Origin of the sequence: Burkholderia sp. L27(2015), from assembly GCF_009765705.1 — a bacterium.
GTDB lineage: Bacteria > Pseudomonadota > Gammaproteobacteria > Burkholderiales > Burkholderiaceae > LMUX01.
The window spans coordinates 860,363-881,259 of the sequence record NZ_LMUX01000021.1 but is presented as its reverse complement, the minus strand read 5'-3'; the positions used below and the strand labels follow the sequence as shown (position 1 = coordinate 881,259).

General features: G+C 61.0%; 17 protein-coding genes. 4 read left to right on the top strand and 13 right to left on the bottom strand.

Annotation, left to right across the window (positions count from 1 at the left end):
• Nucleotides 1-56 precede the first annotated feature (56 nt).
• From purH to GSQ77_RS22300, 7 genes are all read right to left on the bottom strand, one after another.
• A complete protein-coding gene (gene purH / locus GSQ77_RS22330) occupies nt 57-1,631 on the bottom strand; it encodes a bifunctional phosphoribosylaminoimidazolecarboxamide formyltransferase/IMP cyclohydrolase (RefSeq protein ID WP_158904928.1) in 1,575 nt (524 codons plus the stop codon).
• 55 nt (nt 1,632-1,686) lie between these two features.
• Nucleotides 1,687-1,920: a Fis family transcriptional regulator gene (locus GSQ77_RS22325; RefSeq protein WP_158904926.1), complete on the bottom strand. Its 234-nt coding sequence runs from the start codon at nt 1,918-1,920 to the stop codon at nt 1,687-1,689.
• Entirely contained in the window at nt 1,917-2,981 is a 1,065-nt protein-coding gene (dusB, locus tag GSQ77_RS22320; RefSeq protein ID WP_158904924.1) for a tRNA dihydrouridine synthase DusB, read from the bottom strand. The genes GSQ77_RS22325 and dusB overlap by 4 nt, the downstream gene beginning before the upstream one ends.
• A gap of 398 nt (nt 2,982-3,379) precedes the next feature.
• Nucleotides 3,380-4,789, bottom strand: coding sequence for a UbiH/UbiF/VisC/COQ6 family ubiquinone biosynthesis hydroxylase (locus tag GSQ77_RS22315; RefSeq protein ID WP_158904922.1), 1,410 nt, complete (start codon nt 4,787-4,789; stop codon nt 3,380-3,382).
• 16 nt (nt 4,790-4,805) lie between these two features.
• Nucleotides 4,806-6,284, bottom strand: a complete 1,479-nt coding sequence (locus GSQ77_RS22310) for an aminopeptidase P N-terminal domain-containing protein (RefSeq protein ID WP_158904920.1) — start codon at nt 6,282-6,284, stop codon at nt 4,806-4,808.
• A 75-nt stretch (nt 6,285-6,359) separates the two neighbouring features.
• Entirely contained in the window at nt 6,360-7,100 is a 741-nt protein-coding gene (murU, locus tag GSQ77_RS22305) for an N-acetylmuramate alpha-1-phosphate uridylyltransferase MurU (RefSeq protein WP_254067740.1), read from the bottom strand.
• Between the two features lie 7 nt (nt 7,101-7,107).
• Complete coding sequence (locus tag GSQ77_RS22300; RefSeq protein ID WP_158904918.1) at nt 7,108-8,148, bottom strand: aminoglycoside phosphotransferase family protein; 1,041 nt, start codon at nt 8,146-8,148, stop codon at nt 7,108-7,110.
• Nucleotides 8,149-8,534: 386 nt separating this feature from the next.
• Here GSQ77_RS22300 and GSQ77_RS22295 point away from each other — a divergent pair, with 386 nt between their 5' ends.
• The 4 genes from GSQ77_RS22295 (at nt 8,535) to rsmA (ending at nt 14,486) form a co-directional block, all read left to right on the top strand.
• A complete protein-coding gene (locus GSQ77_RS22295; RefSeq protein WP_254067739.1) occupies nt 8,535-10,979 on the top strand; it encodes an LPS-assembly protein LptD in 2,445 nt (814 codons plus the stop codon).
• A gap of 49 nt (nt 10,980-11,028) precedes the next feature.
• Nucleotides 11,029-12,423, top strand: a complete 1,395-nt coding sequence (locus GSQ77_RS22290) for a peptidylprolyl isomerase (protein WP_158904917.1) — start codon at nt 11,029-11,031, stop codon at nt 12,421-12,423.
• Nucleotides 12,424-12,537: 114 nt separating this feature from the next.
• The gene (pdxA, locus tag GSQ77_RS22285; protein WP_158904916.1) at nt 12,538-13,641 is read left to right on the top strand and encodes a 4-hydroxythreonine-4-phosphate dehydrogenase PdxA; all 1,104 of its coding nucleotides are present in this window, start codon (nt 12,538-12,540) and stop codon (nt 13,639-13,641) included.
• A gap of 38 nt (nt 13,642-13,679) precedes the next feature.
• On the top strand, nt 13,680-14,486 hold the full coding sequence (gene rsmA / locus GSQ77_RS22280; protein WP_158904915.1) for a 16S rRNA (adenine(1518)-N(6)/adenine(1519)-N(6))-dimethyltransferase RsmA: 807 nt from the start codon (nt 13,680-13,682) through the stop codon (nt 14,484-14,486).
• Nucleotides 14,487-14,607: 121 nt separating this feature from the next.
• Here the strand turns inward: rsmA and GSQ77_RS22275 are convergent, their stop codons facing one another.
• The 6 genes from GSQ77_RS22275 to glyS all read right to left on the bottom strand — a co-directional run bounded on the left by GSQ77_RS22275 (nt 14,608) and on the right by glyS (nt 20,852).
• Nucleotides 14,608-15,546, bottom strand: a complete 939-nt coding sequence (locus GSQ77_RS22275; protein ID WP_158904914.1) for a DMT family transporter — start codon at nt 15,544-15,546, stop codon at nt 14,608-14,610.
• A gap of 27 nt (nt 15,547-15,573) precedes the next feature.
• Nucleotides 15,574-15,954 (bottom strand): lactoylglutathione lyase, encoded by a 381-nt coding sequence (gene gloA, locus GSQ77_RS22270; RefSeq protein ID WP_158904913.1) that lies wholly within the window; start codon nt 15,952-15,954, stop codon nt 15,574-15,576.
• A 90-nt stretch (nt 15,955-16,044) separates the two neighbouring features.
• The gene (locus GSQ77_RS22265; RefSeq protein WP_158904912.1) at nt 16,045-16,917 is read right to left on the bottom strand and encodes a M48 family metallopeptidase; all 873 of its coding nucleotides are present in this window, start codon (nt 16,915-16,917) and stop codon (nt 16,045-16,047) included.
• A gap of 180 nt (nt 16,918-17,097) precedes the next feature.
• On the bottom strand, nt 17,098-17,841 hold the full coding sequence (locus GSQ77_RS22260) for a 1-acyl-sn-glycerol-3-phosphate acyltransferase (protein ID WP_158904911.1): 744 nt from the start codon (nt 17,839-17,841) through the stop codon (nt 17,098-17,100).
• A 223-nt stretch (nt 17,842-18,064) separates the two neighbouring features.
• Entirely contained in the window at nt 18,065-18,619 is a 555-nt protein-coding gene (gene gmhB, locus GSQ77_RS22255; protein ID WP_158904910.1) for a D-glycero-beta-D-manno-heptose 1,7-bisphosphate 7-phosphatase, read from the bottom strand.
• 118 nt (nt 18,620-18,737) lie between these two features.
• Complete coding sequence (gene glyS / locus GSQ77_RS22250; RefSeq protein WP_158904909.1) at nt 18,738-20,852, bottom strand: glycine--tRNA ligase subunit beta; 2,115 nt, start codon at nt 20,850-20,852, stop codon at nt 18,738-18,740.
• Nucleotides 20,853-20,897 lie beyond the last annotated feature (45 nt).

Below are 20,897 nucleotides of genomic sequence, written 5' to 3'. Positions count from 1 at the left end.
GAGGCCGATGCGCGAGCTGAGTGCCCGGGGTTGGTGCCCCGGGTCAGTGTCCGTGTTTAGTGGCGGAAATGGCGCGTTCCCGTCACGATCATCGCAATGTTCTGTTCGTCGGCCGCGGCGATCACTTCATCGTCGCGCACCGAACCACCGGGTTGGATCACGCAGGTCGCGCCTGCCGCCACCACCACGTCGAGGCCGTCGCGAAACGGGAAGAACGCGTCTGACGCGACGGCCGATCCGCTCAAACTCAGGCCCGCATTCTGCGCCTTGATACTGGCGATGCGCGCAGAGTCCACGCGGCTCATCTGACCCGCTCCCACCCCGAGCGTCATGCCATTGCCGCAGAACACGATTGCATTCGATTTGACGAATTTTGCGACGCGCCAGGCGAACAGCATGTCTTCCATTTCCTTCGCGGTCGGTGCGCGCTTGCTCACCACACGCAACTCCGACGGTTGGACGTTTTTCGCATCAGGCGACTGCAGCAACAGTCCGCCGCCGACGCGCTTCATGTCGAACGCATTCACGGCGGTGGCCGTGTCGCCCAACTCGATTTGCAGCACGCGCACGTTCTGCTTGGCAGCCAGAACCTGTTTCGCGCCCGCCGTGAATGACGGTGCGATCAACACCTCGACGAACTGCTTGGCGACTGCCTGGGCCGCAGCTTCGTCCACTTCCCGGTTGAAGGCGATGATGCCGCCGAACGCCGAAGTCGGATCGGTCTGGAACGCCTTGGCGTAAGCTTCGGCCGCCGTCGCGCCCAGTGCTACGCCGCACGGGTTTGCATGTTTGACGATGACGCAGGCCGACGCATCGAATGTCTTGATGCATTCCCAGGCCGCGTCCGCGTCGGCGATGTTGTTGTACGACAGTTCTTTGCCTTGCAACTGCACGTAATTGGCCAGCGCACCCACGGGCGCCGCGAGGTCGCGGTAGAACGCCGCGCCCTGGTGCGGATTCTCGCCGTAGCGCAGGTCCTGCACTTTTTCGAACGCAAGGTTCAGTGTTGCCGGATACGGGCTGCGCGAGGTGTGCTGCAAATCTTCGCCCAGGCTCGTCAGATAATTGGTGATCGCGCCGTCGTATTGCGCGGTATGAGCGAACACCTTGGTAGCGAGCCGGAAATTGGTCGGATAGCCGACCTGATTCTGGTTGGCGCGCATCTCGTCGAGCACCACGGCGTAATCGGCCGGGTCCACCACGACGGTCACGTCGCAATGATTTTTTGCCGCCGAGCGCAGCATGGTTGGGCCGCCGATATCGATATTCTCGATCGCTTCTTCGAGCGAGCATTGCGGGCGCGCAATCGTCTCGCGAAACGGGTAGAGATTGACTACCAGCAGGTCGATCGTCGGGATGTCGTGTTTGGCGAGTGCGGCCATGTGCTCGGGCAAGTCGCGACGCGCGAGAATGCCGCCATGCACTTTCGGATGCAAGGTCTTGACTCGGCCATCGAGCATTTCCGGAAAGCCGGTGTAATCCGCGACTTCGGTCACGGCCAGGCCTTTTTCCGCGAGTAGTTTGGCGGTGCCGCCGGTCGACAACAGCTGGACGCCGAGTCCGGCGAGTGCCTGAGCGAATTCGACGATCCCGGTTTTATCGGAAACTGAAATGAGCGCTTGCTTGATCATGGCGGTGAAGGAGTAGCGCCTGCGAACGCCTGAGCGTCACAGACAGGGTTCGGATTTACAGCAAGCCGTGCTGCTGCAGCTTTTTGCGCAAGGTATTGCGATTGATGCCCAGGTACTCGGACGCGAGCGACTGGTTGCCCCCGGCGTTGGCGAGCACGATCTCAAGCATCGGTTTCTCGGCGCATGAGATCACCATATCGTAGATATCGTGGGGCTGTGAGCCGTCGAGATCACGGAAATAATTTTCCAGACTTTCACGGACGCATTGTTCGATGTTGTGCTTGCTCATGCTGCTAGTCGGTTGGGTGTAGATGAAAGGTTCGAATCGTGAGAATCGTCATCAACATAAGTGAGCCGGTCGGAGAAAGCTTTTTGCGCATCAAAAAATGCATTGACCGCAGCGAGTTGCGCGTCGGTCGTGTCCAGCGTATTCATCCGGTGCCGGAACGCTTGTGCGCCGGCGAGTCCGCGAGTGTACCAGCCGATGTGCTTGCGCGCAGTGCGCACACCGGTGAATTCACCATAAAACGCGTAGTGGTCTTGCAAATGATGGTTCATGATCTGCTGGATTTCGTCGACACGCGGCGCGCTTAGATGCGTGCCGGTACGCAGGAAATGCTCGATTTCGCGAAATAACCAGGGCCGGCCTTGCGCCGCGCGGCCTATCATCAGTGCGTCCGCGCCGGTCGCGGCCAGCACCGCGCGCGCTTTCTCGGGCGTGTCGATGTCGCCGTTGGCGACCACCGGGATAGCCACGGCGGCCTTGACTGCGGCGATCGTTTCATACTCGGCGTCGCCCTTGTACAAATCGGCGCGCGTGCGGCCGTGCACCGTGAGCATCGCGATGCCGCTTGCTTGAGCGATAGCGGCGATGCGCAGCGCATTCTTGTGATCGCGATCCCAACCGGTACGAATCTTGAGCGTGACGGGAACCGCGTCGGGTCCCACGCCGACGGCGCGCACCACGGCTTCGAGGATGCGTGTGACGAGCGGCTCGTTTTGCAATAGCGCCGAGCCAGCCGCGAGATTGCACACTTTCTTGGCCGGGCAACCCATATTGATATCGATGATCTGGGCGCCGTTATCGACGTTGTAACGTGCAGCTTCTGCCAGCATCTGCGGGTCGGCGCCGGCAATCTGTACGGCGATCGGCTCGACTTCTCCGGTGTGATCGGCGCGCCGCATGGTCTTCGCGCTATTCCAAAGCTGCGCATTGGACGCCACCATCTCGGATACGGCATAGCCCGCGCCCAGTCGTTTGCACAATTGACGGAATGGCCTATCTGTCACTCCGGCCATCGGAGCGACGAACAAGTTGTTGCGCAAAATATGACGACCAATGCTGGGCATAAATAATGGATCGCGGTCCTGAGTTTGGGTTTTACAAGGCGGCTCGGGTTCGCCAGGCAGAGAGGGCCCGCAGTGACGCAAGGGTGCGGTTTGCGTCAGGTGCTTCGCGTGCATCATGCAGCACATAAGCCGGCCGTAAATCGGTCAACTCGAAATCGGTCAAATCGAAATCGGCCAAATTGGGATATTAATTGGAACTTAACCGCGACGGAACTTAATCGAAGCAGGAATTACCCGCAAAATTTAACCGATATTTTAACCCGCATTTTAACCTGCATCTCAACCTAAGTTTTCACCGTGGTTTCAATCTCAGTTTCAATGTGGGCCGGGATCAGGTTCGATTTGGTTAAATAACCCGCCTTTTCAGTTCTACCGAGCCGGTTGCACACGGCTGGCGCTTAGCGTCTTTGCCCGAACATCATCTGCCGCGCCAGGATGCGCTTGGCTGCGGGTACGAAATCGAGTGCGGCGAGCGCGCATCCGCGCAGCGTCACAACGGGCGCCAGATCGACCGTGAACAAGCGTGCCAGCGTGTCGGTGGCCGCTATCGTCAGGCGACGGTCCGCAGCCCGACTGCGGGCGAAATGGTGCAGAGCATCAACGGTGGCGCCATATTGTCCCAGCGCTTCGACCAGCGCATGTGCGTCGCGCAGGCCGAGGTTCAGACCCTGTCCAGCGACCGGATGCAGCGTTTGAGCCGCGTTGCCGATCGCGACGATCCGACCCGAAGTGAGTTGGGTCAATGCGTGCAGGCCCAGTGGGAACATGGAACGACCGCTGACCTGCGTGAAGGCGCCCATGCGATCGCCGAACGCATGGTGCAGTGCGATCAAGAATTCGGCATCCGGCAGTGCCGCACGCTCGCGCGAGGCTTCGGGGCGACCGCACCAGACCAGGGAGAACTCGTCCTGATGCAGGCCGACGCCTGCCGCGCTTGCATGGCTTAGCGGCAATAAGGCCAGCGGTCCTTCAGATGTAAAACGCTCCCACGCGAAGTTGGCGCGGGGCCGGGCTACGCGGACTGTCGCGACCAATGCGCTTTGCTGGTAATCGCGATTGCGCGGCGCGGCGCCGCTTATCCGCGAGGGAGATCGCAGGCTGTCTGTCGCCGCTGCCGCCGATGTGCCCAATGCGCTCGATGTAGTCGATGCGCCCGATGTGCTCGATCCGTTCGATCCGTTCGATCCGTTCGATCCGCGATAGACGCCGCCTTCGGCATTGATCACGACACTCGCATGGAGTTCGCGGCGCACACCGTCCCGTTCGAGCGCGAGCGTCGCGCTGTTCGCATCCTGTTGCACGAGTTGTGCCGTAGTGTTCGTCAGCCATTGCACCGGCGTGTCGCGCAGCGCTGCGGCCAGACTCGCGACCAATTGACCGTATCGCACGACATAGCCCAGTGCAGGCAAGTCGTGTTCGTCGTAATCGATCTGGGTGCGGCCGAAATGGCCACGCTGCGAAATATGAATGTGGCGGATCGGCGTCGCATCGACTGGCCAGCCCAAGGTTTCGAGCAGCATGCGGCTGCCATGCGAAAGCGCCATCGCGCGCGGATCGGCGTTCGCGGCGTGCGGTGTTTGCGAGGCGTCGCGGGCATCGATCAGCGCCACCGACAACGCGCGCGTCGCGCCGCGGCGCATGAGCCAGCCGGCCAGCGCCAATCCGACCGGCCCGGCGCCCACAATAGCGACATCGACACGCAAGGGTGGGTCGAATGCGGCCGTGGCCCCTGTTTCGGGATGCACGGCCGGGGCATCGACTGCGGCGGCGGGGACGTTCGACTCAACGTGGGTTGCAGTGACTGTCATGACGGCTGCGCCACGCTCAAACATGGCGCATCAGCGCTTCGATCTGCGCGACTTCGACCGGAACCTCGCGCGTGATCAATTCACAGCCCGACGCCGTAACGATGGCATCGTCCTCGATGCGTATGCCGATGCCCCAGTAACGTTGGGGGATGTCGTCGGCGGCGCGCACGTACAAGCCCGGTTCGATGGTCAGCACCATATTCGCCTGCAGCACGCGCGAGGGCGCCGCCGGGGTAGGCGAGGCAGGTGTGGAAGTTGGCGGCAGCGAGTTCAAGACTGAACCTGCTGCCGAACGCGACGCCGAATTTGCCTCTGAATCCTGTGCCGTCGCGAGCGCGGCGGCGTCGCGGTAGCTGCCGCAATCGTGCACATCCATGCCGAGCCAGTGACCGGTGCGGTGCATATAGAAGCGGCTGTAAGCGCGACTTTCGATGATGTCATCCACGGTGCCATGCTGGTCGCCATCGAGCAAGCCGGTGTCGCGTATTCCCTGGGCCAGTACCTTGACCGCGGCATTGTGCGGATCATCGAAACGGGCGCCCGGCTTGGTCGCCGCCACCGCAGCATGCTGCGCGGCGAGTACGATTTCATAGAGCTCGCGTTGCGGTCCCGAAAACGTGCCATTGGCCGGGAAGGTGCGGGTGATGTCCGATGCATAGCCGTCCAACTCGCATGCGGCGTCGATCAGGATCAGGTCGCCATCGCGCGCAATGGTGCGGCCTGCCGGGTAATGCAGGATGCAGGCGTTGGCACCGGCCGCGACGATCGAGCCGTAGGCGGGCGCTTGGGCGCCTTGGCGCCGGAACTCGTAAAGCAGCTCGGCTTCGAGTTCGTATTCGCGCATGCCGGGCCGGCAAGCGTGCATGGCACGCACGTGGGCTCGCGCGGAAATTTGCGCTGCGCGGCGCATCACGGCGAGTTCGTAATCGTCTTTGACGACGCGCATTTCATCGAGCAGCACACGCACATCGCTGAGCTGTGCCGGCGCGGTGACGCCGGCACGCCGTTGCGCGCGAACCCGATCGATCCATCCTTGCACCATCACGTCGAATGCGGGTACCGCGCCGAACGCGTAGAACACGGTGGGCGCGCCGGCCAATAGCTGCGGCAGATGTTCGTTCACGCTATCGAAGGGGTGCGCGGCATCGAAGCCGAATTGCTCGCGCGCGGCCTCGGGCCCGTAGCGCAGGCCCTCCCAGGTTTCACGCTCGGCGTCCTTGACGCGGCAAAACAGCGTGCTCGCGCCCGTGGGCGTGCGAGCATCGATCACCAGCAGCGCTTCGGGTTCGGTGAAGCCGCTCAAGTAGTAGAACGAGCTGTCGTGCCGATACGGATAATCCGCATCGGCATTGCGCATACGCTCGGGCGCTGTCGCGATGATCGCGACGCCACCGCCGGCGGCACGCATTTGCGCAATCAGGTGCTCACGCCGGCCACGATAAATGGCGGCATCGAACGTAGCCACTGTCAGTTCAGCGATAGGGGAATTCGTCATGATGAGGGGGGCGTATTTGCCGTCAGTGGATGCGGGCCGCGGTCGCGGGCAGTGGCCGGATTCAGTATTGCGGCGTCAGTATTGTGGCTGTCGCAGCGCGAGGTCCAGTGCCTGCAGTTGATCAGGCGTGCCGATATTTTCCCAGCGACCTTCGTACAGCTCGCCGCTGGCGAGACCTGCGGCGATGGTCTCCCGGAAGTACGGGGTCAGCGCTTTTTTCGTGCCTGCTGGCAAGCCGTGAAACATGCGCGTGTCGTAGATGCCGATGCTTCCAAAGGTGAGGCGCGCCGTCGCTCCCGCCATCGACAATTGTCCGTGGTCGAGCACGAAATCGCCTTCAGCGTGATAAGGCGGATTGGGCACCATAATCAGATGCATGCGCGGCGGTTGGCCCGCAGCGATCTGCTGCTCGAACTGATCGAGCCGGGGCAGCAAGCCGCGATAGTCGTAGTCGGTGACGATATCGCCGGCCACGCCGACGAACGCGCGCGGCATGCCGCCGGCTTCGAGCAAAGGCCGTGCGTGCGCGATGCCGCCCGCGGTTTCGAGAGCCTCGGTCTCAGGCGAGAACGACAGGCGCACACCCCAGCGCGAACCATCGCCGAGTACAGCGGCGAACTGCTCGCCCAGCCACGCATGATTGATCACGATGCGGCTAAAGCCGGCTCGTGCCAGTGCCTCGATCTGCCGGACGATCAGGGCTTTGCCACCCGCTTCGAGCAGCGGCTTGGGCCGGTGATCGGTGAGCGGGCGCATGCGCTCGCCGCGGCCAGCGGCAAAGATCATTGCGATCGGGGCTTCAGGGGCGAAATTCATGCGTGCCTCAGAAGGTGTAGCCGACTTCGGCGACGCGACCTTCGATTTGATCGAGCAAGCGCGCGAGCGGCGCCAGTTCGCGATACCGAAGCGCGACTTTACGCGCATAGGCGGTAAAGCGCGGCGTGTCCGCCAGATAGCGCGGCTTGCGGTCGCGATACCAGAGGCGCGCAAAAATGCCGAGTACCTTCAGATGACGCTGCAGGCCCATCCATTCGTATTCGCGGTAGAACTCCGCGAAATCATCGCGTACCGGCAAGCCGGCTTTGCGTGCGCGCTCCCAATAGCGCGCCACGCAGTCGAGTTCGAGCGCCTCATCCCAACTGACGAAGGCGTCGCGAAACAGCGACACCACGTCATAGGCGATCGGGCCGTACACCGCATCCTGGAAGTCGAGCACACCGGGCTGGGGCGTGGCCACCATCAGGTTGCGTGGCATGAAATCGCGGTGCACGAACACCTGCGGCTGGGCCAACGCACTGCGCACGAGCGGCGCAAAGACGCTTTCCAGCGTGGCCTGCAGCTTCGGGTCGTTCACATCTTGCCCCAGATGCCGTCCCAGATACCATTCGGGAAACAGACCCATTTCGCGGCGCAGCAGCGCTTCGTCGTAGACCGGCAGAACGTCCGGGCGCGAGGCCTGCTGCCAAGTAATTGCGCTGTCCAGAGCCGCGAGCATCATCGGCTGTGCGTTCGATTCGTTGATGACGTCCAGATAGACCGTGCTTCCGAGGTCGCTAAGCAGCATGAAGCCCTGATCGAAGTCGCTCGCCAGAATGTGCGGTACGTGGAGTCCGGCGGTCGTCATCAAGGCCGCGACCTGGGCAAATTCACGGCACTTTTCGGGCGGTGGCGCGTCCATTACGATCAGCGACCCGCAAGCTTGGCTCGGCGCGGCCACCCTGAAATAGCGACGCGCACTGGCATCGGCCGATGCAGATTGCAGCGAATCGGGATCCAGCCCGTGGCGTGTAGCCAAGCCGGCCAGCCACTGATGGAGTTGATTGAGGCGCAGGTCGGATCGCAGCTCGGCGGCGCGGATTGGCATAGGCGGGGCAATGAATGTCGAGAAGGCAAACGTCTTGCCATATAATACCCCACGACTCGCCGGACGCTCCCGATTAAGCAGTGGGGAACGGCCGGGAAACAAGCTGGACCGACTATCTACCGTGCGCCCCTGTAAATGGTGGCCTAACTGTGTCAGACGCCAATTCGCAGAACGATGGTCACACCAATGAACAAGCCGGGTTATAGCCCGAATTATGCCCCGGGCTATAACCCGGGGCATAGCCTGAGGTATAGCCTAATTGATAGCCCGATTCACGATACCTCATCCGGTTGGTCCGCGAGCCTGCAGGCTCGCGTTTCAATGCCGGGGTGGCCAGCCCTAATGCATTCATGCCGTTCAGATTGAATTACCGACCGAGATCGGCTGTGACCCGGGGCACGATGCCAGACGGCCGGGCGCGCGCGCTGCGTTCGTCGCGGCGCTTGCCTTTGCGTTTCTCGCCGTTGTTCGCCGCATTGCTCGCGATCGGTGTCGGCGCGCCCGAATTTGCCTACGCGCAACTCGTCGGCGACGCGGCTCAACCGGTGCAACTCGATATTCCATGGGGCTTGAGACTCTCGCCGCAGTTGGAAGATCATCTGCTGCAGCCCGGCGATACGCCGGCAACGTTTACGATAGGCGATTACCTGTCGGGAACTGCCGATCAGAATCAGAAAGTCGAGGGGCACGCCGAACTGCGACATGGCGTGATGGTCGTCAAGGGCGACAAGATCCTGTATGACACCGATACGGACAAGACCGACGCGTATGGCCATGTCCGGGTGACTAACAACGGCAACAGCTTTGTCGGTCCCGAGGCGCACCTGACGATAGACTCGAATCAGGGTTACATGGCCACGCCGCACTACTACTTCAATGCGAGCGGCGGTTCCGGTCATGCGAACCAGGTCGATTTGCTCGATCCGGACACGACGCGCTTCATGCAGGCGTATTACACGGCCTGCAAATGCGTGAATCCGGCGAATGAAGCGAGCACGGTGCCGGGTCCCGATGGCAAGCTCCCGCCGGTCAAGCCGGCTTGGTATATCGAAGCGAGCAAGCTCGATCTGGATAGCGCCGAGAACGAAGGTTATGCGCGCAATGCCGTGGTGTTTTTTCAGGGCGTGCCGATTTTTGCCAGCCCATACCTTATGTTTCCGACCGACGACGCGCGCCACAGCGGTATCTTGCCGCCGACGTTCGGCAGCAGCACCAGCGGCGGCTTTGATCTCATTACGCCGTATTACTTCAATATCGCGCCGAATAAAGATTTGACTGTGTATCCGCGCATATTGTCCAAGCGCGGGGAACAATTAGCGGGTACGTATCGGTATCTGGGATCGGACTATTCCGGCAGCTTCACGGGGGAGTTCCTACCGAACGACCGGATTACCCATACCGACCGCTATGCAGTTTATTTTAAGCACAATCAGGATTTAGGTGATGGCTTCAGGGCCTACATCGATTACAACCGTGTATCGGACGGCACCTATCCCCAGGACCTGGGGTCGAGCACGACTTTCTCGCAGGCGCTTTCGTATATTTATGATCAGTCCGTCGGCATTACATATAATCAGGGGCCGTGGTCAATTCTGGCAGACGTTCAGCATTGGCAAGTGCTTCCGGCGGATCAGGGCGGGGCGCCTTATGAGCGCGAACCGCAATTGAACGTCAAGTACACGAAATACAATGTTGCGGGCTTCGACTATGGCGTTGAAGCGGATGCGAGCAACTTCCGGATCGCGACGGCCGATTCGTATCAAGGCTCGCGGCTTTATGTAAACCCGTACGTCAGCTATCCGATCATGACATCGGATTACTACGTGATTCCAAAAATTCAGGCGCACTTGGCGTCATACAACCTGACCAGCATTCCGTCAACGGTGGCACCGGGGCAGAATCGGGATCCTAGTGTGGCGATCCCGACGTTTAGCCTCGACACCGGCATGAACTTCGAGCGCTCGGTCACGATCTTTGGAGCGGACTATATCCAGACGCTTGAACCGCGGATCTACTACGTCTACACGCCGTTCGTCAATCAGAACAACATTCCCATTTTTGACACGGCGGATACCGATTTTGGGATCGCCGAAGTGTTCGCCCCTAATACGTTTGTCGGCGGTGACCGAGTGGCCGATCAGAGTCGTGTAGTGATTGGCCTGACCTCACGGTTTATTAACGCCGCATCGGGCGACGAGCGGGCTCGCTTCCTGTTTGCGCAGCAATATTTTTTCAGACCGCAAACGGTGACTCTGGAGACTGCGGCGCAGGTAACGCCCACGTCTATCGATCGCGCGGACGTGATCGCGGGAGCCCAATTTCGCTGGGGCGCAGGCATCTCGACCGAATCGGCGGTGGACTACAGCAACAGCCAGAATTTGTTGATACGCTCAGTAGCGGGTGTTGCCTGGAATCCGGGCGATCGCAAAGTCTTGAACGTGTCATACCGGTACAATCGCGCCAACAGCACGATCGATAACCAACCGGTCAACCAGGGGTTGATTTCCACGCAGTGGCCAATCACGGAACATCTCTATGCAGTGGCTCGTCTCGATTACGATATCACTGCAAAGCAGATTGTCGACGGCGTGCTCGGTTTTCAATATGACGCGGATTGCTGGGCGTTCGGGATGGGCATACAACGGTATTCCAACGGTTTCACCACCGTCGGAACGACGTCGTCCGGCACGCGTGTGTTGGCGCAATTGCAGCTCAAAGGATTGTCCAAGCTTGACAATGGTCTGATTCAAACGTTTGCCAATGGCGTACAGGGTTATCAAAACTTGCCGGGATCGCCGCCGGCGCTATCGCGCTTTTCGAACTATCCCTAAGTGAAGGGGCGTTGCTGCCATGGAATTGATTGAGTTTTTGCGGATAAATATGAAAAAGTTTCGCTGGACCACCTTATCGAGTCGCCTCTTGGGCGGCGCCACGCTGCTTGCCGCGTCATGTCTACTCGCGACCAACGCCGGTGCGCAAGCGCTGCCTTCGAGTGGGGCACAACCGGCTGTAGCGGCTTCGGGCCCGATCGATGCGGTCGACCAGATCGTAGCGATCGTGAATGCCGACGTCGTGACCAAGCGTGAGCTCGACCAGCGTGTGGGCCTGGTCTTGAATCGGCTGCAGCAGGAAAGGGCGCCGATCCCCGATGCCACCCAGTTGCAATCGCAGGTGCTCGACCAGATGATTCTGGAGCGCATCCAGTTGCAGCGCGCCAAAGACGATGATCTGTCGGTGGACGACGCGTCAGTGCAACGCACGCTGGAGCGTCTGGCGGCGACCAACAACATGTCCTTGCCGATCTATCAGTCGCGCATCGAGGCGCAAGGGGTGCCCTGGTCTTTGTTTACCGCCGATGCGCGCAATGAGCTGCTGCTCGACAAAGTGCGGCAGAAAGAAGTCGATGGCAAGATCACCGTGTCCGATGCGGAGGTCGCGAATTACCTGGCTACCCATGGCGGCCCCGGCATCAATTCAAGCAACGATGTGCACATTCAACACTTGCTGATTTCGGTGCCCGACAATGCGACGCCGGCCGACCTGGTTGCGGCGCAGGACAAAGCACAGAAGATCATCAAAGAGGCCAATGATGGCCGGGATTTCGGCAAGCTGGTCAAGGAGTATTCCCAGGATGCCGACGCGGCCAAAGGTGGCGATCTTGGTTTCAAGTCGCCGGATAGCCTTCCAGAAGGCTATGCGAGCCTCGTCTCGAAAATGCGCCCTGACGAAGTCGCGTCCACGCCTGTGCGTACCGCACATGGCCTGCAGATCATCAAGCTGATCGAGCGCCGTCCGTCGACCGGTCCCTCCGGCAACGCAATGAAGATCGTCCAGACTCACGTGGAGCATATTCTGCTGCGCGTGGGCGACGGTGCGCCTGAAGGACAAGTGCTGCAGAAGATACAGGACATCAAACGCCAGATCGACCAAGGCGGCGATTTCTCCTCGTTCGCGAAATCGTATTCGCAAGATGGTTCTGCGTCGCAAGGCGGTGATCTCGGCTGGATCAGCCCGGGTGAAACGGTGCCGGAATTCGAACGGGCGATGAACCAGCTCAAACCCGGCCAGGTCAGCGACCCGGTACGCACCGAGTTCGGCTATCACTTGATCCTGGTGGTTGAGCGCCGTACGGTCGAAGGTTCGACCAGTCAGCAGCAGGACAACGCGCGTCAGGTGATTGGTTCGCGCAAGGCAGCCCAGGCCTATTCGGACTGGCTGCGTGAGTTGCGCGATAACTCGTATATTCAGTACAAGCCGGGCTACGGGCCGGCCTGACCTGACTTTGCCCGAAGTGCTGACCGTGGCGACGGCTTTGTCCGGTAAGCGCCAGCTGTCATCGCCGAGATCGGGTTGAGTCGGGCAGGAGCTAGCAGTCGATGAGGGGGCGTGATGAGCACACAGCATGAAACGGTCGGTGCACCGAGTGGCGCGATCGAGCTTGTGCTGACCACGGGCGAACCCGCCGGAGTCGGCCCCGAACTGACGTTGCAGGCGCTGCAGCAAGGCTTGCGCGGCGAGATGATGGGCACGTCGGCGTCCGGTACGCCCACTGCCGGTGCGCCCGCTGCCACCCTGCCCACGGCGGGCACGCTGTGGTCGAACGTCAATTTTGCGATACTCGGCGACGCCGATATGCTGGCGCAGCGGGCGACGGCGATAGGCCTCGACTTGACCGCGTTGTTGGGGAGCGGCAGGGTTCGCATCCAACATGTGCCGCTGCAGGCGGCTTGTCATGCGGGGCGACTCGATGCGGCCAATGGCCTTTACGTTCTGGCGCTGCTCGATGCCGCTATCGACGCGGCGCTGGCCGGCAAGGCTGATGCGATCGTCACTGCGCCACTGCAGAAAAGCACCATCAACGACGCCGGCGTGCCATTTTCCGGGCATACCGAATATCTCGCCGAACGTACCGGCACTCCTCGAGTTGTCATGATGCTCAGCGGCCCGGGCGAAACGCCGCTGCGAGTTGCGCTGGCGACTACCCATCTGCCGCTCGCGGCGGTCCCGGCGGCGCTCACGATAGCGAGCCTGAGCGATACCCTACGCATCATCGATCACGATTTGCGGCATTGGTTTGGCGTGGCCGCGCCGCGCATATTAGTCACCGGGCTCAATCCACACGCAGGCGAGAATGGTTATCTCGGCCGTGAGGAAATCGACACGATAGAGCCGGCACTGAAGCTGGCGCAGGCTGCCGGTATCGATGCGCGCGGACCGTATCCGGCCGATACGCTTTTTCAGCCGCGCTACCTGCAAGACGCCGATTGCGTGTTGGCGATGTTTCACGATCAGGGTTTGCCGGTTTTGAAATACGCAACCTTTGGCGCGGGCGTCAATATTACGCTCGGGCTTCCTATCATTCGCACTTCGGTCGATCATGGCACCGCACTCGATCTGGCGGGCTCCGGGCGCGCCGATTGTGGCAGCATGATCGAAGCCATCGACAGCGCAGTCAGAATGGCTCGGCAGCGCGCTCGCGTGGTTTTGTCGTAATACAGACGCAGGTCCTATTTCGTTTTCAGGTTGATTTCATGCAGAGCAGACAGCATCAGGGACACTACGCGCGCAAGCGTTTCGGCCAGAACTTCCTGGTCGACCAAGGTGTGATCGATGCCATCATCGACACCATTGCACCGGCACGTGCTGATCGGATGGTGGAGATTGGACCGGGCCTGGGCGCGTTGACGGGGCCACTGCTGGAGCGTCTCGATACCTTGCACGCTGTGGAACTGGATCGAGACTTGATCGGGCGCTTGCAAACGCGGTTTGGCGACAAGCTCGTATTGCATGCGGGCGACGCACTCGCCTACGATTTCGCCACGCTGGCGGACGCCGCCTTACCGGGTCCGACGCTGCGCATCGTCGGCAATCTGCCGTACAACATATCGAGTCCCTTGCTGTTCCATTTGATGCAGGCGTGCGAACTCGTCATCGATCAACACTTCATGCTGCAAAACGAAGTGGTCGAGCGTATGACGGCCGAACCGGGCACCAAGGATTTTGGGCGCTTGTCGGTCATGCTGCAGTCGCGTTATGCCATGGACAAACTGCTGCATGTGCCGCCGGAATCGTTCGAGCCGGCGCCCAAGGTCGATTCCGCGATCGTCAGGATGATTCCGTTGCGCGCGCATGAACGCACCGAGGCCGACCCGCGCCTATTGGGCGAGGTGGTCACCGCCGCTTTCTCGCAGCGTCGCAAGATGCTGCGCACGACGCTGGGTACGTATCGCACGCGTATCGATTTCGAGGCGCTGGGTTTCGATTTGACGCGCCGAGCCGAGGACGTATCGGTCGCTGAATACCTGATGCTCGCGCAGCAATTGGCCAAGACTGCGTGATCCACACGGGTCACGCGTGAGGCTTACACGCGGCTCAGATGTGTGTGGCTGAGGTGCTGACTAAAGGGGCTACCGAGGGGCGACTGAGGTGTGCGGCTCAGGCGCACACCTCTCGCGTGGATCAAGCCCGTTTGCCAACCCCGCCGCGCATGTTGACCACCGCAATGCCACTGAGCACCAGCAGCGCCGCGACGACGAATTGGGCGCTGAAATGGTCCCCCAACAGGATCACGCCGAGCGCGACGCCAAACAGCGGCGTCAAAAAAGAGAACACTGATAGTCGTGAGGCGATATAACGCGTCAGCAGCCAGAACCACACCAAGTAGCTGATAAACGCAATCACCACGGATTGATAGGCCAGGCTCATCCACGTGAGCGGCGCGATCGTGTGCAGTACCACCGGTCCACTCAGTGCCGCCACCGCCAGCAAGATCACAGCAGACACCGCCAACTGGTAGAGCAGCGCTTTGCTGGGGCTGCAGCGCGCGAGCGCCGTGCCGCGCACCACGATGGTCGTGGCGGCCCAGCAAACGCCGCCCAGCACCCCCAGCGCATCGCCGCCCAGCGTTCTCAGGCTGCCAGTCGAGCCATTCAGAAAGCCGTCCACGAACGCCAGCACGATGCCTGCAAACGCCAGCGCCATGCCCAGCCACTGTATTCGCCTGAGCCGCTCGCCGGGCACGAACCAGTGCAAGCCCAGCGCAGTGAAGCAGGGCGCCGTGTAGAGAAACACCGACATGCGCGACGCGCTGGTCAGATCCAATCCCAGGAAAATGCAGACAAACTCCCCAGCGAATAACACCCCGGCGACCAGTCCGGGCCATAAGGTGCGATCGGCTTGACCCAGCCGCACGCCGCGCACCCGCGTCCAGCCGAACACCAGCACTGCAGCAATCGCGGAGCGCAGCCCCGCTTGAAACACTGGCGCGAGATCGGCATTGGCGCGTTTGATGGCCACCTGTTGCAGGCCCCAAAGCGCGCACAGCACGATCATCAAAAGGATGGCCGAAGTATCCAGAGCACGGCGCTCCGGCGAGGTCGATGCCGTCAGTGTGCTCATGAGCCGAGGTAGGGGAGAGTAGGCGGTTTAGTGCTGAACGAACTCGATCTTGTAGCCGTCCGGGTCTTCGACGAACGCGATCACGGTGGTGCCGTGTTTCATCGGACCGGCTTCGCGTACGACCTTGCCGCCTTTTTGCTTGACCAGTTCGCAGGCTTTATAGGCGTCGTCCACTTCGAGAGCAATATGGCCGTAAGCGGTGCCAAGCTCGTAACTGTCCTGATCCCAGTTATGAGTCAATTCGATGACGGCGGTATCGTCTTCCGGACCGTAGCCGACGAAAGCGAGCGTGAATTTGCCATCGGGATAGTCGCGCTTGCGCAGCAACTGCATCCCGAGCACTTCGGTATAGAACGCGAGCGACCGGTCGAGATTGCCGACTCGTAACATGGTGTGAAGAAGACGCATGGGAGGTGCCTTACGAGATGAACGGGACAATAATTGTACCGCCACGAGGGGATTTAGGTGGCATACCCGGCGATTCGGAACATCTCGACGTCAGAGTATCGGCAATAGCTCAGGCGGATGCTGGCGCAGTGTCTGACGCGCCTCTCGAAATTCCGGGAACACCGATTCCACGGTTTGCCAGAAGCGTGGACCGTGGTTCATTTCGCGCAAGTGCGCGAGTTCGTGCGCCACCACGTAATCGATAATGGTCAGCGGGAAATGGATCAACCGCCAATTCAGGCGGATCTTGCCATCGCTGGAACAACTGCCCCAGCGGGTCGCGGCCGACGACAACGCACAAGCGCGGTAGCTCACGCCCAGGCGTACGGCGTACAGGTCGAGGCGCTCGACGAACAGGCGCATCGCCTCGGTTTGCAGCCAGCCTTGCACCCGGTCCTTGATCTGCTGGGTTTGCACATGCAGCGGTAAGCCCAGTGCGAGCAGCGCGCTATCGGCTGCGTAGTGCAACGTGCCGCTGGCCGATTCCAGCGCAATCCGGATGGTCTTGCCGAGAAACGGCAATTCGGCGCCGTCGCCCCAGACGATGCGCGGCAGCGCACGTTGTTCGACGCGGTTCTGCCATTCGGCAAGCTTGGCAAAAATCCACTTCTGCTTTTCTGAGATGGCCGACTCGATATCGGCCAGCGTGACCCATCGCGGGGCGGTCACGGCGAGGCCGCTGCTGTCGATCGAAAAGCCTATCGTGCGGCGCGTCGAGCGCTTGAGTCGATATTGCAGTGGGCGTGCGCCCAATTGCAGGGTGCGCAGACGCTCGCCCGTGCCGCCTGTCTGTCCGGAGCGCGGTGGCATCGCGGGTGCGGCGGGGGGTATCGACGGCGTGGCGGGATGGTCGAATAGCGGCAAGTCGAGTTGTTGATCCTCGAAGGCTGCCGCTGCAGCAGGCGCGCGCCGACGCGCTGCCATGCTCGGCCGGCGTATCCGCGAGCTTGGGATCGCGGGTCGCCGCGTTGCGGCCTTGTGCCTATCGATCATCCCGTAATCGCTCCATCGCTTGATCCACTTGCTTGTCCAACATCGCTGCCACTTGATATACGCCAACCCGATACACCAACCGGAAACGTCAACCCAGATACCTCAGTTCCGCTACGCTGAAACCGCTTCGCTGGAATACGCCGACGGATCGATGCGGCGCATCTCGGCTTCGATCCATTTTTCGACTCGGGTATTGAGTTGATCGGGGCTTAGCCCGTCGGTATCTATCGCTGGCCCGATCGATACAGTGACTATACCGGGATTTTTTGTGAATGCGTTGCGCGGCCACACGCGCCCGGCGTTGTGTGCGATCGGCACGACGGGTGCTTTGGCGCCGATCGCAAAGCGCGCGCCGCCTGTTTTGTATTTGCCGCTACGACCGACCGGCGTGCGCGTGCCTTCCGGGAACATGATGACCCATGAGCCATCCGCGAGCCGCTCGCGCCCCTGGCGTATCACCGAGCCGAACGCGTCCTTGCCTTGCTTGCGATCGATATGCACCATTTTCAACAGACCCAGCGTCCAACCGAAGAACGGGATGAACAGCAGTTCGCGCTTGAACACATAACAAAGTGGCCTGGGCATCAGCGCCGGAAACGCAATCGTTTCCCACGCCGATTGATGTTTCGACAGCAACACCGCGGGGCCATCCGGCAGGTTTTCCCAACCGATGATCTCGTACCGGATGCCATTGATGACGCGCAATGCCAGAAGCGTCGAGCGACACCAGAAGGCGGCCATCCAGTAGCGGCGATGCGCGTTCAGAAGCGGGAAGCAAAGTATGCACATCGTCCCGTATGGCACCGTGTATATGGCGAAATACAACATCAACAAAGCAGAGCGGAGCAGGCGCATGGGGAGGCTAAAAAAGAACGGCTGAAAAGAGTGATCGCGGCAAGCGCACGCTGCGCACTTTGTGCTGGGCATGCTCGCCGTGTTTATCGTGCTTACCGCACAACGGCGACATGAATTCGATGTTGCTCATTGGGCTATGAAACATAGGCTTGAAACATGGGTCTGATGCATGGGCTTTATTCACGGGGCTTTTTCATCGGGCTTTATTTGCCAAGTATGGCAGCTAAATCTGACGCCCAAGGAAATCGAGCGCAAAGCTCCAGAGATCCTTGTGAACCGATACCCCTGGCGGCATCTTCCCGCCCGCCTGCGTGTTCTTCCCTTTGCCGGTGAGCACCAGATGCAGCTGCAAGCCCACTGCCGCGCCGGCATCGAGATCGCGCTGCGCGTCGCCGACAAACGGTGTCTCGGCCGCATCGATATCGAAGCGCTCCATGATGGTACGCAGCAGGCCCGGCTTAGGCTTACGGCAGTCGCACTGATCGCGGGCCGTGTGCGGGCAGAAAAATACCGCGTCGATGCGCCCGCCGACTGCTGCTGCAGCGCGATGCATCTTGGTGTGCATCGCATTGAGCGCACTCATGTCGAACAGGCCGCGTCCGATTCCGGACTGGTTCGACGCCACCACCACGCGGTAACCGCCTTGGTTCAGGCGTGCGATGGCTTCAAGGCTACCAGGTAACGCAATCCATTCATCCGGCGTTTTGATGAACTCCGCCGAGTCGGCGTTGATCACGCCGTCGCGGTCCAGAATCACGAGTTTCTTGAGCGTACTCATCCGGTCTCCTAGGCTTGCTATTCAGCCTGCTTATTCAGCCTGCTGCCCTTGCGCGCTTTGTGCTCTGCATACAGCGGCATCGAGCGCGATTAAGCGGAATAAAGTGCGGTCAAGGGGATCAAGCGGCCAGTTTCGAAATATCGGCCACGCAATTCATTTGAGCGTGTAACTCGGACAACAAGGCCACGCGGTTGGCGCGAACCTGGAGATCCTCGGCGTTGACCATCACGTCGTTGAAAAACGTGTCGACCGCTTCGCGCAATTGCGCCAGGATCGATAATGCCTGACTGTAGTCGCCGCTGCGCAAATGACGTTGCACGGCAGGCGCGACGACGCTGCGCAAGCGCTCGAACAACGCTTGCTCCGCGGGTTCGCGCAGCAGATCTTCTTGCACGCTGTCCGTGCCGCTTTCCGACTTCTTCAGGATATTCGAAATACGTTTGTTCGCGGCCGCCAATGCCGCGGCTTCGGGCAATGCGGCAAACGCGCGTACCGCTTCCAGACGGGGCATCAGGTCATCGACGCGGGTCGGGTTTTGGCTCAGCACCGCCTCGACTTCGTTGGCGCTGAAGCCGCGCTCGCGCAGCAAGCCGCGCATGCGCTCGCCCAGGAAGGTGAGCAACGCGCTCAGCGATGCCGCGCTCGAGTCGCTCACGGCCGGCACGCCCGCAAACTGTGCCTGGGCAATTTCCAGCATCTGCCGCAAATCGAGCGGCAGGGCTTTTTCGACCAGGATGCGCAGCACGCCCAAGGCATGACGACGCAACGCGAACGGATCTTTTTCGCCGGTCGGCGCAAGCCCTATGCCCCAGATGCCGGTCAAGGTTTCGAGCTTGTCGGCCAGCGCCACAACGGTGCCGGTCGCAGTGACGGGTAGCGCATCGCCGGAAAAACGCGGCAGATAGTGTTCGGAACAGGCCAGCGCGACGTCCTCATGCTCGCCATCATGGCGCGCATAGTAGGTGCCCATCGTGCCTTGCAGTTCCGGGAATTCGCCGACCATGTCCGTGAGCAGGTCGGCTTTGGCCAGGCGCGCGGCGCGCTCGGCCAGCACCGGGTCAGCGCCGATCAATGGAGCGAGTGCGGCAGCGATGCCGGCGACCCGTTCCACACGTTGCAATTGCGAGCCCAGTTTATTGTGATAGACCACGTTGGCCAGCAGGGGGACGCGCTCGGCCAGTGTCTTCTTCTGATCCTGCTCGAAGAAGAATTTAGCGTCGGCCAAACGCGGACGCACCACGCGCTGGTTGCCTTCGACGATATCGGCCGGCGTTTGCGTGGCGATGTTGGAGACGATGAGAAAGCGCGAGCGCAGCTTACCCTGTGCGTCGGTCAGCGCGAAATATTTCTGATTCGTTTGCATCGTCAGGATCAGGCATTCCTGCGGCACCGCCAGGAACGCGTCTTCGAAGCGACACTCGTACACCACGGGCCATTCGACCAGCGAGGTCACTTCATCGAGCAGCGATTCGGGCATGACAACACGATCGTCGCCGGCCAGCGCAAGCAACGCGGCACGTATCGTTTCGCGACGTGCGGTATAGCCGGCCAGCACGTGGGCCGCGTTCAACTGTGCGTCATAGCTCGCGGCGTCGGCGATGTCGATCTCGCCGCTGCTCAAGAAACGGTGACCCAGCGTCGAGCGTGCGGCGCTCAAGCCCAGGGCCGTGACCGGCACAATCTCCACGCCATGCAGCGCGATCAACTTGTGGGCGGGACGCACGAACTGCACCGGCGTGCCGTCCGGGCGCTGATAGCTCATCAGCTTCGGAATCGGCAGCTTGGCGAGTGCTTCGTCCAGCGCTGCCTGCAGACCTTCGGGTAGTGTTGCGCCGGCTGCGGTGTAGCTCAGGAAAAATGCCTCGCTCTTGCCATCAGGCGCACGTTCGAGTTGATCGACACGCGTGTCGGGGAAACCCAGCGCCGCAAGCTTTTTTGCCAGCGGCGCGGTGGGTGCACCGCCGGCGTCGAGCGCCACCGAAACCGGCAGCACTTTTTCGCGCATCTGTTTGGTGGGCGCCGTGGCGCGTACATCAGGGATCAGCACGGCGAGGCGGCGCGGCGTCGCATAACGCTGCATCGCAGCCTGCGCATGCTGCTCGACCAGGCCAGCTTTGGCGAGCCGATCGAACAGGCCCTGCGCAAATGCATCGCCGAGCCGGGCGAGGGCCTTGGGCGGAAGCTCTTCGGTCAGCAGTTCGATCAGCAGCGGGGCGGTATGGGCTTGAGTCATTACTTTATCGATATAAGAATTCGGGGCGCTCAGGCGGCAACTTAT

Bases quoted from the DNA above. Each gene is read 5' to 3' on its own strand.
- GSQ77_RS22315 (WP_158904922.1), bottom strand. From the start codon at position 4,789: ATGACAGTCACTGCAACCCACGTTGAGTCGAACGTCCCCGCCGCCGCA.
- purH (WP_158904928.1), bottom strand. From the start codon at position 1,631: ATGATCAAGCAAGCGCTCATTTCAGTTTCCGATAAAACCGGGATCGTC.
- glyS (WP_158904909.1), bottom strand. From the start codon at position 20,852: ATGACTCAAGCCCATACCGCCCCGCTGCTGATCGAACTGCTGACCGAA.
- GSQ77_RS22310 (WP_158904920.1), bottom strand. From the start codon at position 6,284: ATGACGAATTCCCCTATCGCTGAACTGACAGTGGCTACGTTCGATGCC.
- pdxA (WP_158904916.1), top strand. From the start codon at position 12,538: ATGAGCACACAGCATGAAACGGTCGGTGCACCGAGTGGCGCGATCGAG.
- rsmA (WP_158904915.1), top strand. From the start codon at position 13,680: ATGCAGAGCAGACAGCATCAGGGACACTACGCGCGCAAGCGTTTCGGC.
- GSQ77_RS22300 (WP_158904918.1), bottom strand. From the start codon at position 8,148: ATGCCAATCCGCGCCGCCGAGCTGCGATCCGACCTGCGCCTCAATCAA.
- dusB (WP_158904924.1), bottom strand. From the start codon at position 2,981: ATGCCCAGCATTGGTCGTCATATTTTGCGCAACAACTTGTTCGTCGCT.
- GSQ77_RS22265 (WP_158904912.1), bottom strand. From the start codon at position 16,917: ATGGCAGCGCGTCGGCGCGCGCCTGCTGCAGCGGCAGCCTTCGAGGAT.
- GSQ77_RS22260 (WP_158904911.1), bottom strand. From the start codon at position 17,841: ATGCGCCTGCTCCGCTCTGCTTTGTTGATGTTGTATTTCGCCATATAC.
- murU (WP_254067740.1), bottom strand. From the start codon at position 7,100: ATGAATTTCGCCCCTGAAGCCCCGATCGCAATGATCTTTGCCGCTGGC.
- GSQ77_RS22290 (WP_158904917.1), top strand. From the start codon at position 11,029: ATGAAAAAGTTTCGCTGGACCACCTTATCGAGTCGCCTCTTGGGCGGC.
- GSQ77_RS22275 (WP_158904914.1), bottom strand. From the start codon at position 15,546: ATGAGCACACTGACGGCATCGACCTCGCCGGAGCGCCGTGCTCTGGAT.
- gloA (WP_158904913.1), bottom strand. From the start codon at position 15,954: ATGCGTCTTCTTCACACCATGTTACGAGTCGGCAATCTCGACCGGTCG.
- GSQ77_RS22325 (WP_158904926.1), bottom strand. From the start codon at position 1,920: ATGAGCAAGCACAACATCGAACAATGCGTCCGTGAAAGTCTGGAAAAT.
- gmhB (WP_158904910.1), bottom strand. From the start codon at position 18,619: ATGAGTACGCTCAAGAAACTCGTGATTCTGGACCGCGACGGCGTGATC.